We start from the raw sequence: 16304 nt of genomic DNA, 5'->3' as shown, positions 1-16304 counted from the left end.
GCTCTCTTCGATTTGCCGATCCAGATGCCCGAGCTCGTCGTGTCACAGATCTGGCACCCGCGGATGGATGCCGATGCCGGCCATCGCTGGCTCCGTGCACTGGTATTCGAAGCGTTCCGCAAGGGTCCGTAACCCCACGCGAAACCCGCYGCCGCCAGGTGAACTTGGGGCCGACGGTCAGCGCMGCGGTTTGCAGTGCTTTCAGCACGACCAGCGCCAAGGTCAACCACTGGGTCGCGCCATTTGCTGACATTGGCTCGCTGCCGGAAAGCAGACCTTGCTGCGCGGCACGAGGCGACCGAAATCGACCCAAGCCGGACGCATCGTAGGTCTGTTGCCAGGCAGCCCAGCAGGTATCGGCGGATCCCCCGTTGTGCCGCGCAACCAGGTGGCTATAACGTCCCCCCACAAACTCGGACCCGGTGTAAATCCGGGTGGCTCTTCCGGCCGCCGATCCGCCGGACAACGCAACAGGCTGTCAAACGTCAATTGTGAGGTCGCACCGCCGGGTGGGCCGATGGCGTTGCCTTGCGAGATCACCATGCTAATGACCACCCTTCGGCGCGAATGGCTGACCAATCCGCCGCGCGAGCTTCTTGCGGGCGCCGTCGCCACTTTCGCTCTTATTCCTGAGGTCATCGCCTTTTCCTTCGCCGCCGGTGTCGACCCGCAGGTCGGGCTCTACGGCTCCTTCGTTATCGGCATCGTGATCGCCTTCGCTGGCGGGCGCCCGGCCATGGTTTCGGCAGCTGCCGGCTCGGTTGCGCTGGTGGCGGCACCGCTCGTTGCCTCGCACGGCCTGTCTTATCTCTTAGCCGCCGGCCTGCTTGCCGGCGCGCTTCAGATCGTCTTCGGGCTGCTTCGGCTCGGGGTGCTGATGCGGTTCGTCTCGCAATCGGTCCGCACCGGCTTCGTCAACGCTCTGGCGATCCTGATCTTCGCTGCGCAGATGCCACATCTCCTCGGCGAGGGCTGGTACACCTACGCGCTCTTCGCCGTCGCGCTGGCGCTGATCTACGTCGTGCCACGGCTGACCACCGCCATCCCATCGCCGCTGATCGCCATCGGCCTGCTCACGATCGCCGCAAGCCTGCTCCACCTGCCGGTGAAAACGGTGGCCGATCTCGGCCGCCTGCCCGAGGCGCTGCCAGTCTTCGCCTGGCCGACCGTGCCGGTCAGCTGGGAGACGCTGCGGATCATCGCCGGCCCGGCTGTCGCCATCGCCATGGTCGGCCTGCTCGAATCGCTGATGACCGCCACGGTGGTCGACGACCTCACAAAGACGCCGAGTTCCAGGGACCGTGAGTGCACCGGCCTCGGCCTCGCCAACATGGCGTCGAGCCTGTTCGGCGGCATCGCCGGCTGCGGCATGATCGGCCAGACCGTTAGTAACGTGAAATACGGCGGGCGCGGCCGGCTCTCGACGCTGTTCTCCTGCGCCTTCCTGCTGGTGCTGATGGTCGCGCTGAAGCCTTGGGTCTCGCAGGTGCCGGTCGTCGTGCTGGTTGCGATTATGGTGATGGTCTCGGTCGACACCTTCAACTGGTCCTCGCTCAGGGCGGTCGTCGCGCATCCGCGACTGTCGAGTACGGTGATGCTGGCAACGGTGGCGGTCACGGTGGCGAGCCACAATCTCGCGCTCGGCGTTCTCGTCGGCGTGCTGCTCAGCGGCGTGTTCTTCACCGTGAAGGTCGCGCGGCTGATGCATGTCGCACCCGAGGGCGATGATGCGGCCGGCCTGCTGACCTATCGCGTCACTGGCCAAGTCTTTTTCGCCTCGGCTGACGCCTTCACCGAGGCTTTCGACCTCGATGCGGCGGGCAAGGCCGGCGTGCGCATCGACGTCTCGCAGGCACATTTCTGGGACGTCACTGCGGTCGCCGCGCTCGACAAGATCGTCGGCCGCTACCGGGCCAACAGTATTTCCGTAGAGGTCGTGGGCATGAACCGGGCCACCGCGACGATCGTCGAGCGCTTCGCCGTTCACGACAAGCAACAACCACAGCTCTCTAAAAACTGATACCGCGAGGTCGGAACAACCACTCGCGGTCGTGTTGCGTCCGTAGCCAGCGCCCCGCTCTTGGGACCATACCCTGAGTCGGCTCTCGACCCTGGGAGGCCGTTGGCCGAATCGTGAAAATGGCACGGCGGATGCCCGCCGTGCCAAGTGTTATAGGTCAGTTTGCTCCGAAAGGAGAAGCGCATCGTCAACCTCGATACCGAGGTAGCGCACGGTGCTTTCCAGCTTCGTATGGCCGAGAAGGAGCTGACAGGCGCGCAAGTTGCCGGTGCGCTTATAGATCAGTGCGACCTTCGTCCGGCGGAGACTGTGAGTTCCATAGAGCGCGGGATCAAGCCCAATCAGCGCCACCCAACCATCAAGAAGACGGCCGTACTGCCGCGTTGTGATGTGATCGCCGGGCCGGCTACGACTCGGGAAGAGCCAACCCTCTTCGCAAGGATCTCTCCTTCTGAGCCACGCGGAGAGCGCCTCGCGGGTGGAGTCGGTTAGCTCAAACGGGACCGGCCCCCCGGTCTTCTGCGGAACGATCGCCGTTCGTAGTCGGACCGTGCCCCCAAGCACGACATTGCCGACACGAAGGCGAACGAGGTCGCACCCCCGCAGCTTGCTGTCGATCGCGAGATTGAACATGGCGAGATCACGAACACGCCCGTCGTGCTGTAGGCGGGTCCGAATAGCCCAGATATGCCTCGGCTTCAGAGGTGGCTTCGGTCCGATGATCCGCCCGAGGTTCCACGCCTGATGGGGCAGTTGATTCTGCGCTTGGAGATCCATGGCAGATCCCCCTTTTGGGATGCCGCATCCGGGATCATTCTATCAAACTTCCATGAGACTTTGCGACGCCTTCCACCGAGGCGCGCCAATAGCGGAAGTTGGCGCTTTGCCCGGAAGCGGACATCACCAATCGGTAACAATGAAGGCTTGAGGATGAGCCGCGCTGCCCTGAGAAGGTTCGTGGCAGAGTTCCTCTTTCCAGCTCTCGAACCGATCTTGCCAGATTGTTTCAAGATTTAGCGGCGCGCTCGCCCCAAAAGATTAGATTTTTCTGCGAGGAATGGCGGTCGCATAGGTGTTGAGCGAGAGCAGGTGGCGGTCGGCGCGATGGAGCGCGGCGAGCGCCGCATTGCGATCCTTGTTGGCCAGCAATCCGCAGAGAACCTCGGAGATCGCCAGCGCCGGCGCCAGCGTGTGGAAGAAGCTCTGGCTCTCGGTGGAGCAGAGGATGGCCTGATCGGCGATGCCTACCAGCGGCGAGACCTCGCTGTCGGTGATCGCGATGATGCCTAGCCCCTTTTCGCGAGCGAGCTCGGCGAGCTCCAGGCTGTGGCGCGCGTAAGGATTGATCGAGATGGCGAGCAGCACGTCCTCGGCGCCGGCGCGGATCAACCCGTCGCCCACCGTGTCAGCCGGCCCGTCGAGATGGATCGTCTTCTCCCCGAGCAGCGCCATCACGTAGTGGAAATGCCAGGCGACTGAATGGCAGGAACGCAGGCCCAGCACATAGATCCGGCGCGCCTGCGCCAGCCGGTCGGCCGCCGCCGAGAGACGTTCCAGCGAGGCCGGTTCCGACAGGCGCGCGATCTGGGCGGCGAGCCCTTGCAGCATGCGCCGTGACAATTGCGCGGCGGCCATGTCCTGCTCGCTCTCGTCAGTTTTCATCGCGCGCGCCGCGAAGCCGTCGACTCGGAAGCGGATCGCCTCGGCATGGTGGGCGCGGATATCGTCATAACCGGCGAGGCCCAGGAACTTCGCGAGCCGCGTCATCGTCGAGGGCTGCACGCCGGCATTTCGCGCCAGCTCGCGCATCGAGACCAGCGCCACCTCCTGCGGATGCTCGATGATGTAGCGCGCCGCCTGCTGCAATTGCGGGGACATGCCGTCGAAGAGGCTGACGATGCGCTCGCGCAAGGGATCCGCCTGCAACATTTGAATCGCACCCTCTTTGCCCCGTCGCGACCATTCCCGCGCGCCGGTCGGATTTCAAACGGTTTCTCGGCTTTCCCTCAGCCTTTGAGGGCGTTGCGCTGGACTGTTCCGTCGCGACAGTTTTAGCGTCAATCGTTTCCGATTTATATCATATAAAACAAATGTTGCATAACTCGATGAGGCGTGTCATGAGGCTGCGCGCCGCGGCGGCCTGGCCGCGCCAATCCGGGAAGCTTGAGATGACCAGGATTCTCCATCGCTCGATCGGCGGCCGGCTGCCGCAAGCGGTTGCGGGGCAGGGCGTCACGATCACCGACGCGGATGGTCGCAGCTATATCGACGGCTCGGGCGGCGCCGCCGTCTCCTGCCTCGGCCACGGCCATCCCGAGGTCATGGCCGCGATGCGCGCGCAGATGGACCGCATCGCCTACGCGCATACCTCGTTCTTCACCACCGATGTCGCCGAGGAACTGGCCGAGCGTCTGGTCGAACTGGCGCCGGAAGGGCTCGATTACGTCTATCTCGTCTCCGGCGGCTCGGAGGCCGTCGAGGCCGCGATGAAGATGGCACGGCAGTATTTCGTCGAGATCGGCCAGCCGCAGCGCCGCCATTTTATCGCGCGCCGGCAGAGCTATCATGGCAATACGCTGGGGGCGTTGGCGGCCGGCGGCAATGCCTGGCGGCGGGCGCAGTTCCAGCCGATCCTGCCTGAGACCCACCATGTCTCGCCCTGCTACGCCTATCGCGACCAGATGGACGGCGAGACGCCGGAGGCCTATGCCGCCCGGCTCGCGGACGAGCTTGAGGCCAAGATCCTCGAACTCGGCGCCGAGGAGGTCATCGCCTTCATTGCCGAGCCGGTGGTCGGTGCGACGCTTGGCGCCGTCGGTCCGGTCGCGGATTATTTCGCCCGCATCCGCCGCATCTGCGACAAATACGGCGTCCTGCTGATCCTCGACGAGGTGATGTGCGGCATGGGCCGCACCGGCACGCTGTTCGCCTGCGAGCAGGAGGGCATTTCGCCTGACCTCGTCACCATCGCCAAGGGGCTCGGCGGCGGCTACCAGCCGATCGGCGCCGTGCTGCTCTCGGAGAAGATTTACCGCGCCTTCGCCGAGGGCTCCGGCCTGTTCCAGCACGGCCATACCTATATCTGCCATCCGATGGCGGCGGCGGCGGCGCTCAAGGTCGTCGAGCTGATCTCGCAGCCGGATATGATGGAAAACGTCCGGCTGATGGGCGAGCGCCTGCAGGCCGGCCTCGATGCGCGGCTCGGCCAGCATCCCCATGTTGGCGACATCCGCGGGCGCGGCCTGTTCCGCGGCATAGAGATCGTCGCCGACAAGGAGACGAAGGCGCCCTTCGATCCGGCGCTGAAGATACATGCCCGGATCAAGAAGGAAGCGATGGCGCGCGGCCTGCTGTGCTACCCGATGGGCGGCACCATCGACGGGCGGATCGGCGACCATGTCCTGCTGGCGCCGCCCTATATCATCACGCCCGAGGAAATCGATCTGATCGTCGAGCGGATCGGCGGCGCGATCGACGCGGCGGTCAGGGTCTGACCGCTGCCATGGCGTCCCGCATCGCCTTCGCCGGCTTCAATCTCGAATCGGTCACGGCCGTTCCGCAGATCGTGGAGCTGGCGGAGTTCGAGCGCGTCTGCGTGCGCGGGGCTGAACTGACGGAACGGTTCCGCGGTACCAACACTGTACCCGGCGGCTGCCTGAAGATCTGCGAGGCCGAAGGCGCGGAATTCGTGCCGCTGTTCCACACGTTGCTCGGCGCGCTCGGGCCGGCCTCGGACGAGGCGGTCGCACATTACACCCGCGAGATCGTCGAAGGCCTCGGCAAGAGCGGACGGCTCGACGGCGTCATCCTGTTCCTGCACGGCGCCTGCTGGGCGGCGGGCTATCCCGATGTCGAGCGGCATGTCATCGACGCGGTGCGCGCGGCCTTTCCGGCGCTGCCGATCGCGGTCGTGCTCGACTATCACGGCAATATCGATCGCGCGACGCTGCGCGGGGCCGATATCACCGCCGCCTATCGTCATTCCCCGCATATCGACATGGGCGAGACCGGCGAGCGGGCAGCGCGCGCTTTGATCCGGTTCCTGCGCGAGGGGCGCCGGCCCGGCCTCGCGGTGGCGCGGCCGGATATCGTCATTCCCTCGATCATGTCGGCGACGGCGCTGGAGCCGCTGGCCTCGATCATCGCCGCGGCGCGCGCCGCCGAGCAGGCCGGTGACTGCGACATCTCGATCATGGCCGGCTTCTCCTATGCCGACAGCGCCAATACCGGCATGTCGGTGATCTGCCTGGATTGGGCGGGGCAGGAAGCGGCAGAGGCCAAGGCGCAGGCCTTCTCAGGCCAGTTGCGCGCGGCGCGCAACGCCATCGCCAACGCCATCCCGATCCTGAGCGTCGAGGACGCTCTGGTCGATATCGAACGGAAACCCGCGAAGGGCCGGCCGATCGTGCTGCTCGAACATGCCGACCGGATGAACGACTCGACCCATCTGCTGCGGGCGCTGCTCGGCCGCGATGTCGGGCGGATCAATGTGCCCCTCCTGCTCGATCCGGAAACGGCCGCGCAGGCGCATGAAGCGGGCGAGGGCGCCGAGATCCCGGTCGTGCTCGCCGGCAAGACCGCGCCGGAGACTGGTGGGCCGATCGAGGTGGTGGCACGCGTCCTCTGGTCGGGGTCGAAATCCTACACCGTGTCGGGTCGCTACCAGCGCGGCTCCTTCGTCGATCTCGGGCTGACGGCGCTGCTCCAGATCGGCGCGATCCGCGTCTCCGTGGTCTCGCATTTCGCCTTCGCGGTCGATGGCGACCCGTTCTTCATCTTCGGCGAGCGACCAGAGGATTACGACGTGATCCTGCTGCGCTCGAAGACGCATTTCCGCGATTTCTACGTGCCGCTGGCCGACCGCATCCTGGTGGTCGACACGCCCGATCTCGGCCCCGCCGATATCAGGCTGATCCCGTACCGGCATCTCGACACGGCCAAGGCCTATCCGTGGAGCGACGCTCCCGCCTGACGACACGCGCCAATCCAAGCAACCAAAAACGAGGGGATAACAATGACGTTTCGGTTCAGGACTTTCGGGGCTGCGGCGCTGCTCGCCGGCTCCCTTCAGGCATTGCCGGCTTTTGCCGAGACGACGCTCAACGTCGTCATGCAGGCGCCGCCCCGCTCGCTCGATCCGATCCTGAGCACCGCCCAGATCGTGCGCACGCACGGCTTCATGGTGTTCGACACGCTGCTCGGCATGGATGCCAAGTACAACCCGCAGCCGCAGATGGCCGACTATGCCGTCTCGGCCGACAAGCTGACCTATACCTTCACCTTGCGCGACGGCTTGAAATGGCATGACGGCACGCCGGTGACCGCCGCCGATTGCGTCGCCTCGCTGAAGCGCTGGGCCGCCAATGACGGGGCCGGGCGCACGATGATGGGCTCGGTCGCCTCGATCGAGGCGACCTCCGACAAGGTGCTCGTCATCAAGCTGGCGAAGCCTTTCGGCCAGGTGCTGGAACTTCTGGCGAAGCCCTCGCCGGTGCCGCCTTTCATGATGCCCAAGCGCCTCGCCGAGACGCCTGCCGGCCAGCAGGTGACGGAGATGATCGGCTCCGGCCCGTTCAAGTTCGTCGCGGCCCAGTATCGTCCCGGCGATCAGGCCGTCTATGTCAAGAACACCGACTACAAGCCGCGCTCCGAGCCGATGAGCTGGACCGCCGGCGGCAAGACCGTCAATGTCGACAAGGTCGTGTGGAAAGCGATGCCGGACATGCAGACTTCGATCAATGCGCTGCAATCCGGCGATGTCGACCTGATCGAGCAGGTGACGATCGATCTCCTGCCGCTGCTCAAGGCCAATGACGAGATCAAGACGGGCGCCATCAACGCGCTCGGCAGCCAGGTCACCGGCCGCTTCAACCATCGCCTGCCGCCCTTCGACATTCCCAAGGTCCGCCAAGCGGCGATGTATGCGCTCGACCAAGAGCAGCTGATGCAGACCGCGATCGGCGACAGCCAGTATTACAAGCTCTGCGCCTCGGTCTATGGCTGCGACGTGCCGCTCGCCTCGGATGCCGGCTCCGAATATCTGATGGGCAGCGCCAAGGAGCGCATGGCCAAGGCGAAGGACCTGCTGAAGGCCTCCGGCTATGACGGCACGCCGGTGCTGATGATGCAGCCGACGGACCTGACCATCCTCTCGACCCAGCCGATCGTTGCGGCGGAGCGCCTGCGCGAGGCCGGCTTCAAGGTCGATGTCGCCGCGATGGATTGGGCGACGCTGCAGTCGCGCAAGAACAGCACGCAACCCGTGGCGCAAGGCGGCTGGAATATGCTGTTCACCTATTGGGGCGTATCCGGCATCTGGAACCCGACCGTGCACGCCCTGCTCGACGGCTCGGGCGCGGAGACGGCGTGGTCGGGCTGGCCGAAAAGCGCCCGCGTCGAGGAACTGCGCGCTGCCTTCCTCACCGCGCCGACGCTCGACGAGCAGAAGACAATCGCCCGGGAGATTCAGCAGATCGCCTATGACGAGGGCTTCTACTTCAATGCCGGCGAGTTCCAGTCCGTCGCCGCCTGGAGCGCCAAGCTGAAGAACCTCCAGCCCGGCCCGCTCACCCTGTTCTGGGGCGTGAGCAAGTAACCTCGCGGACCGGGCGGCATTGCCGCCCAGCTGGCTTGACCGAGCGCTGGCTGTCCGGCCAGCGCCCTGGCGCGGAGCACCACATGGCTTCCTACTTCCTGCGCAGGCTGCTGATGGCGATCCCCGTCATGTTCTTCGTGGCGCTGTTCGTCTTCCTGTTGCTGCGCCTGACGCCGGGCGATCCGGCCCAGGCCATTGCCGGCGATCAGGCGACGCCGGCCCAGCTTGCCGCGATCCGTGAGAATCTCGGGTTGGACAAGCCGCTCGCCAGCCAGTTCGCCACCTGGCTTGGCGGCATGGCGCAGGGCGATTTCGGGCATTCGCTGATCTCGCAACGCCTGGTTCTGGAGATGATCGGCCAGCGCATCGGCCCGACGCTGGCGCTCGCAGTGATGGCGATGATCTTCACGGTTGTCATCTCGTTGCCGCTCGGCGTGCTCGCCGCCTGGCGCCATGGCGGCATGGTCGACCGCTTCGTCATGGCGCTCTCGGTCATCGGCTTCTCCGTCCCGATCTTCGTGATCGGCTATGTGCTGATCGCGGTCTTCGCGGTCGACCTGAAATGGTTCCCGGTGCAGGGCTACAAGCCGCTCGCCGAGGGCTTCGGCCAGTTCCTCCACCGCATCCTGCTGCCGGGGTTGGCACTTTCCTTCTTCTACATCGCGCTGGTCTCGCGGATGACGCGAGCCTCGATGCTGGAAGTGCTGCGCGAGGATTATGTCCGCACGGCGCGGGCGAAAGGGTTGGGCGAGCGCATCGTCCTGTTCCGCCACGCGCTGCGCAACGCCGCAATCCCGATCCTCACCGTGGTCGGAACCGGCTTCGCCATGATGGTCTCCGGCGTCGTCGTCACCGAGACGGTCTTCAACATCCCCGGTCTCGGACGGTTGGTCGTCGACGGCGTGCTCGCCCGCGACTACCCGCTGATCCAGGCGATCATCCTGCTGACGGCCGGAACCTATGTGCTGATCAACCTGCTGATCGACCTGTCCTATGCGCTGAGCGACCCGAGGATCCGCTACCAATGAGCGCCGCATCGAGTCCCGCGCAGGGCGGCCTCCCGCGCCGCCGCCTGCTCAGAAACCCGCCGCACTGGACGACGGTGCTCGCCATTCTCGTCCTCATCATCGTCGTTGCGATGGCTGTCTTCGCGCCGTTCATCGCGAATTTCGAGCCGACCAAGCTCAACGCTGCGATGCGGCTCAAGCCTTCCTCGAACCTCTACTGGCTGGGCACCGACAGCTTCGGCCGCGACCTCTTTTCGCGCGTGGTCTATGGCGCGCGGGTCTCGCTGCTGGTGGGGGCCGGCGTCGCCATCGGCGCCATCGTGATCGGCCTGCCGCTTGGTCTGATCGCCGGCTGGTATCGTGGCATTGACGGCGTGCTGATGCGGATGATGGACGGGCTGATGGCCATTCCCGGCATCCTGCTCGCCATCGCGATCGTCGCGCTGGTCCGCGGCGGGCTCACCACCGTCATCATCGCGATCATGATCCCGGCGATCCCGCAGGTCGTCCGGCTGGTCCGCGCGCGCGTCATCGCCGCCCGCGAGGAGACCTATGTCGATGCGGCGATGCTGCTCGGTACGCCGCCTGCCAAGCTGATCTGGAAGCATCTGCTGCCGACGGCGATCGCCCCGCTGATCGTGCAGGGGACCTATATGTACGCCTCCGCTATCCTGACGGAGGCGGCTTTGTCCTTCCTCGGCGTCGGCATCGGCACGGAGATCCCGAGCTGGGGCAACATCATGGCCGAGGGGCGGCTCTATTTCGCGATCAACCACTGGCTGGTGTTCTGGCCGGCGATCGTGCTGTCGGCCTGCATCCTGTCGATCAACCTGCTGGGTGACGCGCTGCGCGACCGGCTCGACCCGAAGATGCAGGGGAGAGCCCCGTGACGACGACATCCTCCAGCCAGCCGGTGCTCTCGATCCGCGACCTCAAGGTCGCGACCCGCGGCCGCGAGCCCTGCGAGATTCTGAAGGGCATCAGCTTCGACATCATGCCGGGCGAGACGCTCTGCCTCGTCGGCGAATCCGGCTCCGGCAAGTCGGTGACCTCGCTGGTGACCATTGACCTGCTGCCGCGCGACGAGTTGCGGACGACGGCCGGCGCGGTGCTGCTCAACAACGAGGACATCCTGACCGCCCCACCGTCGCGCACCAAGGCGCTGCGCGGCGCCGAGATGGCGATGATCTTCCAGGAACCGATGACGGCGCTGAACCCGGTGCTGACGATCGGCCTCCAGATGGACGAGGTTTATTGGGCGCACACGACAATGCGTCCCAAGGAACGCAAGGAAGCTGCGCTCGCCGCCTTCGAGGCCGTGCACCTGCCCGATCCGGCGCGGATCTATGACAGCTACCCGCATCAGCTCTCCGGCGGCCAGCGCCAGCGCGTGATGATCGCGATGGCGCTGGCCTTGAAGCCGAAGCTCCTGATCGCCGACGAGCCGACCACAGCGCTCGACGTCACCACGCAGAAGCAGATCCTCAGCCTGATCCGCGAATTGCAGGAGAAGCAGAACACCGCCGTACTGTTTATCACTCATGACATGGGCGTGGTCGTCGACATCGCCGACCGGGTCTGCGTGATTCGTCGCGGCGAGATCGTCGAGACCGGCCCGGTCGAGCAGGTGCTCAGCCGGCCGCGCGAGGCCTATACGCGCGATCTTCTCCAGGCCGTGCCGTCGCTGGTACCGCGTGCTCCACGTATTGCACCGAAAGAGGTCGAGGCCGTGGTCGAGATCCGCAATCTCGAAAAGACCTTCAGCTTCGGTTCTCTGCTTGGGAAGCTGATGGGGCGGGATATCCGCACCGTGCGCGCCGTGAACGATGTCAGCTTCAGGCTGGAGCGTGGGCGCACGCTCGGCATCGTCGGCGAAAGCGGCTCGGGCAAGTCGACGGTCGCGCGCTGCATGCTCAGGCTGGAGCATCCGACCGGCGGCGAAATCCGGGTCAACGGCCAGGACATCGCCCCACTCCAGGGTCAGAAGGCGCTGGCCCCGGCGCGGCGGCGCGTGCAGATGGTGTTCCAGGACCCCAATCGCTCGCTCAATCCGCGCCTGCGCATCGGCGAGAGCCTGATCGAGGGGCCGCTCAATCTCGGCGAGGAGCGCGGCTCTGCGCTGAAGCGTGCGGGCGAATTGCTCGAGGTGGTCGGCTTGCCCAGCACCAGCCTCGAACGCTTTCCCCATCAGTTCTCCGGCGGCCAACGCCAGCGCATCGCCATCGCGCGCGCCCTGATGATGGAGCCCGAGGTGATCGTTGCCGACGAGGCCGTCTCTGCCCTCGACGTCTCCGTGCAGGCACAGGTGTTGGCGCTGCTGGCGGAGATCCAGGAGCGGCGCAATCTCGCCGTGCTGTTCATCACCCATGATCTGCGCGTCGCCGCCCAGATCTGCGACGAGGTGATGGTGATGCGGCGCGGCTGCGTCGTCGAGGACGGGCCGGCCGCCGAAGTGCTGGCGCGGCCGCGCCATGAGTATACACGGGCCTTGATCAACGCGGCGCCGGGGCGAGACTGGGATTTCGCCACTGGGCGCCGCATCGCCGGAGCCGACGCATGATTGCCGCCAGCCTCGTCCAGCTCGACGTCCAGTCTTTGGCGCCGGCCGAGAATTTCCGCCGCATCCACGAGTTCGTCGCTGCGGAAGCGGTACAGGGCGCCCAGCTTATCCTGTTCCCGGAGCTCGCCAACACCGGCTATGTCGAGCCGCTGGTGCCGGGCGGGCCTGTTGTCAGCGATGTCCCGCATTTCGGGGCGGCGCTCTACGAGGCCTGCGCCGCGCCGGACGGCGAGGAGATCAGGGCGCTCGTCGCACTCGCCGCGCGGCACCGCGTATATATCGTCATCGGCCTCGGCCTGCGAGATCGCCTGCGCGCCGGCGTGATGCGCAATGCCTCGCTGTTGATCGGCCCTGAGGGCGTGCTCGGTGACTACACCAAGGTCCATCAGTGGCAGAACGAGAAGCTGTTCTTCAGCGGCGGCGACAGCATCGACACCTACCCGGTCTTCGGCACGCGGCTCGGCATGCAGGTCTGCTACGATATCCGCTTCCCCGAGATCACCCGCATCCTCGCGCTTCAGGGTGCGAGCATCGTGACCTCGGTCTGGGCCTCCTTCGGCGCCGAGAATGCACCGGTGACCGACGAAGCGCTCTTCATCCACCGCGCCTATACGCGGGCGACCGAGAACGGCGTCTTCTTCCTGAGCTGCAACCGCAGCGGCAGCCGGGGGGGGCAACGCTTCTTCGGGCGCTCCTGCGCTGTCGCGCCGGACGGCCGCGTGCTCGGCGCGCTCGATCATGATCGCGAGAACGTGCTGCGGGTCGAGATCGACCTCCTCGAGGTCGCGCGTTACCGCAGCTTCACCGGCATCTGGGCCGACCGGGCGCCTTCCCTCTACGCCAAGTACCTGACGCGTTGACCCTCGCGAGACAGCCGATGAGGACCTCTCCCTGCCCGCCGATCAGCGACGCTGACTGGCCCGAAGCGCTCGCCGAGCTGAAGACCGGCTTTGCCGGCGCGCTGAATGTCTACCGGACGATGGCGCATCATCCGGCCTTGCTGAAGGCCTGGGCGCCCTTGCGCCAGCATATCGTCAAGGACAGCGCGCTCGGGCCGGTGCGCTCGGAAGTAGTGATTCTGCGCGCGGCGCATCGCATGGGCTCGTCTTATGAATGGGCGCATCATGTCAGCCGGGCACGAGTGCTCGGCATGAGCGATGCCCGCATCGCCGCATTGCGCGGAAGCCCTGAGGGCGAGGACGGGCTGATCGTGCGGGCGGTCGATACGCTCCTCATCGACAAGCGCCTGTCGCTGTCGCTCGAAGCCGAGCTTGCGGCTGCAATCGGGCGCGCGGCGGTGTTCGACCTGATCGCGACGGTCGGCTTCTATTCGGTGCTCGGCTACATGCTGATGACCTACGAGACGCCGATCGATGAGGCGATCACGACCGAGATGTCCGAGAAGCCGCTGGCTGCCACCGCCGACCGCTAAACGCAGAAGATTGCCGCTCAACGCAAGCGCGATCCGTTCCGCCGAGAAGCGCCACTTCCCGACATTAATGCGCTGCCCGGAAGCGGACGTCCCCGTTTCACAGACAGCGGAGTCTTGCGATGAGCTGCAACCAAGCGACACGACCGCATTGATGTTGCGGCGCCACGGGGATATGACGGCAGCACGTAAACCGCAGTCTGTCTATTTGGCCGCCGGGATTGAAAACATCTCCGGTATTCTGCGTCCGGCGCGGATGTCTCGGATCCAACCTTCCTCTTTAAGGAGGTGAGCCTGGGCAGCCGCCAACACTTCTTCGGATCTCTCAAGCGGCACCACGACGACACCATCATCGTTGCCGAGAATGATATCCCCAGAGCGCACGGGGACACCGGCGATGGACACGAGCCCGTCGATCGTACCGCCGAAACCATGATGCGGGCCGCGAGGTACGATCGCCCGGCAGAACATCGCGAATCCTGCTTTTCTCATGTCTGACACGTCGCGGATGGCACCATCCACAACCGCGCCTCCAAGTCGACGCTGAACCGCCTCTTCGGTCATCACGCCGCCCCAAACCGCAGTGTCCTCGACGCCACCGGCATCGACCACGATGATCTCCCCGGGCTTGGCGCTGCTGATCAGCGCGCATATCGGACCGCAATCCCCGACCATCGTCGTCACGGTGCGGGCTTGGCCACACAGGATTGTGTCGGGAGAAATCGGCTTTATCGCCGCCTTCATGACCTGCGTGCGGTTCATGCAATCCGATGCGACGGCAGGCGGGATGACCCGCCAGGCCTCGAGTTGTTCTGTGCTGAGCGCCTTGAAGGCGATATCGCTCTGTTGGAGTGCCATCTGCTTCGTCCGTGCTTGAGAAGACTAATCCCGCTTACGCCGCCTTGGCGTCCCAGCCGGGATTGACGTTGTTCCGCAGCCGTCCCTCGAACAGGAATTCGAGCAGGATCTCGGCGGAGAAGGTACGCATGTCGAGATAACCGGCCTCCGAATAGAAGGCGGCGTGAGGCGTAACGACCAGCCGCCCGGCGAGCCAAGGCGCGTTGCTGCGCCAGGCCTCGATCAACGCCGGCGCCGGCATGGGCGGTTCCTTCGGCAGGACGTCGAGCCCAGCCGCGGCGATGTGACCGCTCTTCAGCGCGTCGTGCAGCGCATCGACATCGACGAGACCGCCTCGGGCGATGTTGATGAAGATGCTGCCGGGCTTCATCGCGGCGAACTGCGCCGCGCCCATCAGATTGCGCGTGGCCTCGGAGAGCGGGACATGCAGGCTGACGATGTCGGCCCGGCGCAACAGCTCCTCTTGGGTGCGGATACGCTCGATCCCCAGCCCGAGATCATGCCCCTCCGGCTGGTAGGGGTCGACATAGATGACCTTCATGTCGAAGGCAGCCGCACGCCGGGCGATCGCAGTGCCGATGCGCCCCATGCCGATCGCACCGAAGGTCGCTCCACGGATGCGGCGCACGACCGGCACGTTTTCCGCGACGAAGCCGGCTACGGGATCGGCCTTCAGCCGTGCCTCGTAGCTGCCGAGGCCACGAACGAGGTGCAGCAGCATCGCGAGCGCATGGTCGGCAACTTCCGTGGTGCCATAATTCGGCACATTGGAGAGTGGAATGCCGCGCGCGCGGCAGGCGGCGCCATCGACATTGTCGAAGCCGACGCCCACCCGGACGATCAATCGGCAACGATCGAGCTTGGCGACGACATCGGCCGTGATCTTCATGCGATGCCAGACCAGAATGGCGTCGCAACGCCGCCAGATCTCGTCGGGAATCGCACCCGGATCGGTCTCGTCGAAGACGATGTAGTCGAGCCTGTCGCCCGAAATGCCACGCTCGACGTCGAGATCACGCAGATGCGCGTCGGGAACCAATATCTTGAGGGCAGTCATTGCAATCAGTCCTGGTCGCTGGGTTCAAAGAACCTTGTCGAGGAAGTCCTTCAAGCGCGGATCGGAAGGAGCCTTGAAGAGGGTTGCCGGGGCTGCGTGCTCGACGATGACGCCGCGGTCGGTGAAGAACACCTCGTCGGCGACCTCCTGCGCGAAGCGCATCTCATGGGTCACCAGCACGCAGGTCAGGCCCTCTCGCGCGAGATCGCGAATGACGCTCAGCACCTCGCTGACCATCTCCGGATCGAGCGCGGCGGTGACCTCGTCGAAGAGAATGACGCGCGGCTGCATGGCAAGCGCCCGCGCAATCGCAACACGCTGCTGCTGGCCGCCTGAGAGCTCGCCGGGATAGGCGTTCTCCTTTCCGGTCAACCTGACCTTGGCGAGCAGGATCCGCGCGCGCTCCGTTACTTCAGCCGGGTTCTCGCCGAGCACCTGGACGGGCGCCATGGTGAGGTTCTGCAGCACCGTCCGATGTGGGAACAGGTTGTACTGCTGGAACACCATCGCGACCTGGTGGCGCAGGGGAATGAACTCGCGATCGGTCCGGAGCTTCTCCACCTGAAAGTCGCCCACGCGGATGCTGCCGCCATTGATCGGCGTCAGCCCGTTGATGCAGCGCAGGATCGTCGACTTGCCGGAGCCCGACGGGCCGATGATGCAGACCACGCCCCCGTCCTTGATGGAGAGCGAAACGCCCTTGAGCACCGGGAACGTTCCGAACGACTTGTGAACGTCGCGCAGCTCGATGAATGGTTTGTTGGCGGCGGTTGTCATG

Annotated in this window: 14 protein-coding genes and 1 other annotated feature; of the genes, 9 read left to right on the top strand and 5 right to left on the bottom strand. The window is 65.5% G+C overall.

The window, feature by feature from the left end:
- Window positions 1-412: 412 nt before the first annotated feature.
- Window positions 413-468, top strand: a sequence feature (sul1 is cis-regulatory element that is thought to sense ions involved in sulfur or methionine metabolism; They are found in Alphaproteobacteria).
- Window positions 469-541: 73 nt separating this feature from the next.
- Window positions 542-2020, top strand: coding sequence for a SulP family inorganic anion transporter (locus AC1DIN_RS28760; protein WP_441473883.1), 1479 nt, complete (start codon window positions 542-544; stop codon window positions 2018-2020).
- A gap of 150 nt (window positions 2021-2170) precedes the next feature.
- Here the strand turns inward: AC1DIN_RS28760 and AC1DIN_RS28755 are convergent, their stop codons facing one another.
- Together AC1DIN_RS28755 and AC1DIN_RS28750 are read right to left on the bottom strand one after the other, a co-directional pair.
- Window positions 2171-2797: a tyrosine-type recombinase/integrase gene (locus AC1DIN_RS28755; protein ID WP_476812220.1), complete on the bottom strand. Its 627-nt coding sequence runs from the start codon at window positions 2795-2797 to the stop codon at window positions 2171-2173.
- Window positions 2798-3058: 261 nt separating this feature from the next.
- A complete protein-coding gene (locus AC1DIN_RS28750; RefSeq protein ID WP_038362122.1) occupies window positions 3059-3949 on the bottom strand; it encodes a MurR/RpiR family transcriptional regulator in 891 nt (296 codons plus the stop codon).
- Between the two features lie 239 nt (window positions 3950-4188).
- Here AC1DIN_RS28750 and AC1DIN_RS28745 point away from each other — a divergent pair, with 239 nt between their 5' ends.
- The 8 genes from AC1DIN_RS28745 to AC1DIN_RS28710 all read left to right on the top strand — a co-directional run bounded on the left by AC1DIN_RS28745 (window position 4189) and on the right by AC1DIN_RS28710 (window position 13614).
- Entirely contained in the window at window positions 4189-5514 is a 1326-nt protein-coding gene (locus tag AC1DIN_RS28745) for an aspartate aminotransferase family protein (RefSeq protein ID WP_476812219.1), read from the top strand.
- Between the two features lie 8 nt (window positions 5515-5522).
- Window positions 5523-6992: a M81 family metallopeptidase gene (locus tag AC1DIN_RS28740; protein ID WP_476812218.1), complete on the top strand. Its 1470-nt coding sequence runs from the start codon at window positions 5523-5525 to the stop codon at window positions 6990-6992.
- A 42-nt stretch (window positions 6993-7034) separates the two neighbouring features.
- A complete protein-coding gene (locus tag AC1DIN_RS28735; RefSeq protein ID WP_476812217.1) occupies window positions 7035-8615 on the top strand; it encodes an ABC transporter substrate-binding protein in 1581 nt (526 codons plus the stop codon).
- Between the two features lie 83 nt (window positions 8616-8698).
- On the top strand, window positions 8699-9643 hold the full coding sequence (locus tag AC1DIN_RS28730) for an ABC transporter permease (protein ID WP_476812216.1): 945 nt from the start codon (window positions 8699-8701) through the stop codon (window positions 9641-9643).
- Entirely contained in the window at window positions 9640-10512 is an 873-nt protein-coding gene (locus AC1DIN_RS28725; protein ID WP_476812215.1) for an ABC transporter permease, read from the top strand. Before AC1DIN_RS28730 ends, AC1DIN_RS28725 begins: the two co-directional genes overlap by 4 nt.
- Window positions 10509-12182, top strand: a complete 1674-nt coding sequence (locus AC1DIN_RS28720; RefSeq protein ID WP_476812214.1) for an ABC transporter ATP-binding protein — start codon at window positions 10509-10511, stop codon at window positions 12180-12182. Before AC1DIN_RS28725 ends, AC1DIN_RS28720 begins: the two co-directional genes overlap by 4 nt.
- Window positions 12179-13042, top strand: a complete 864-nt coding sequence (locus tag AC1DIN_RS28715; protein ID WP_476812213.1) for a carbon-nitrogen hydrolase family protein — start codon at window positions 12179-12181, stop codon at window positions 13040-13042. Before AC1DIN_RS28720 ends, AC1DIN_RS28715 begins: the two co-directional genes overlap by 4 nt.
- Before the next feature lie 17 nt (window positions 13043-13059).
- Window positions 13060-13614, top strand: coding sequence for a carboxymuconolactone decarboxylase family protein (locus tag AC1DIN_RS28710; protein WP_476812212.1), 555 nt, complete (start codon window positions 13060-13062; stop codon window positions 13612-13614).
- 201 nt (window positions 13615-13815) lie between these two features.
- Here the strand turns inward: AC1DIN_RS28710 and AC1DIN_RS28705 are convergent, their stop codons facing one another.
- From AC1DIN_RS28705 to AC1DIN_RS28695, 3 genes are read right to left on the bottom strand one after another with little or no spacing between them, the layout of a single operon-like run.
- Complete coding sequence (locus AC1DIN_RS28705; RefSeq protein ID WP_476812211.1) at window positions 13816-14469, bottom strand: RraA family protein; 654 nt, start codon at window positions 14467-14469, stop codon at window positions 13816-13818.
- A 34-nt stretch (window positions 14470-14503) separates the two neighbouring features.
- On the bottom strand, window positions 14504-15526 hold the full coding sequence (locus AC1DIN_RS28700; protein ID WP_476812210.1) for a C-terminal binding protein: 1023 nt from the start codon (window positions 15524-15526) through the stop codon (window positions 14504-14506).
- 24 nt (window positions 15527-15550) lie between these two features.
- A complete protein-coding gene (locus tag AC1DIN_RS28695; RefSeq protein WP_476812209.1) occupies window positions 15551-16303 on the bottom strand; it encodes an amino acid ABC transporter ATP-binding protein in 753 nt (250 codons plus the stop codon).
- Between the last annotated feature and the right edge of the window lies 1 nt (window position 16304).

The organism is Allobosea sp. 05T438 (assembly GCF_056396025.1).
This window is presented reverse-complemented; position numbering and strand designations above follow the sequence as displayed.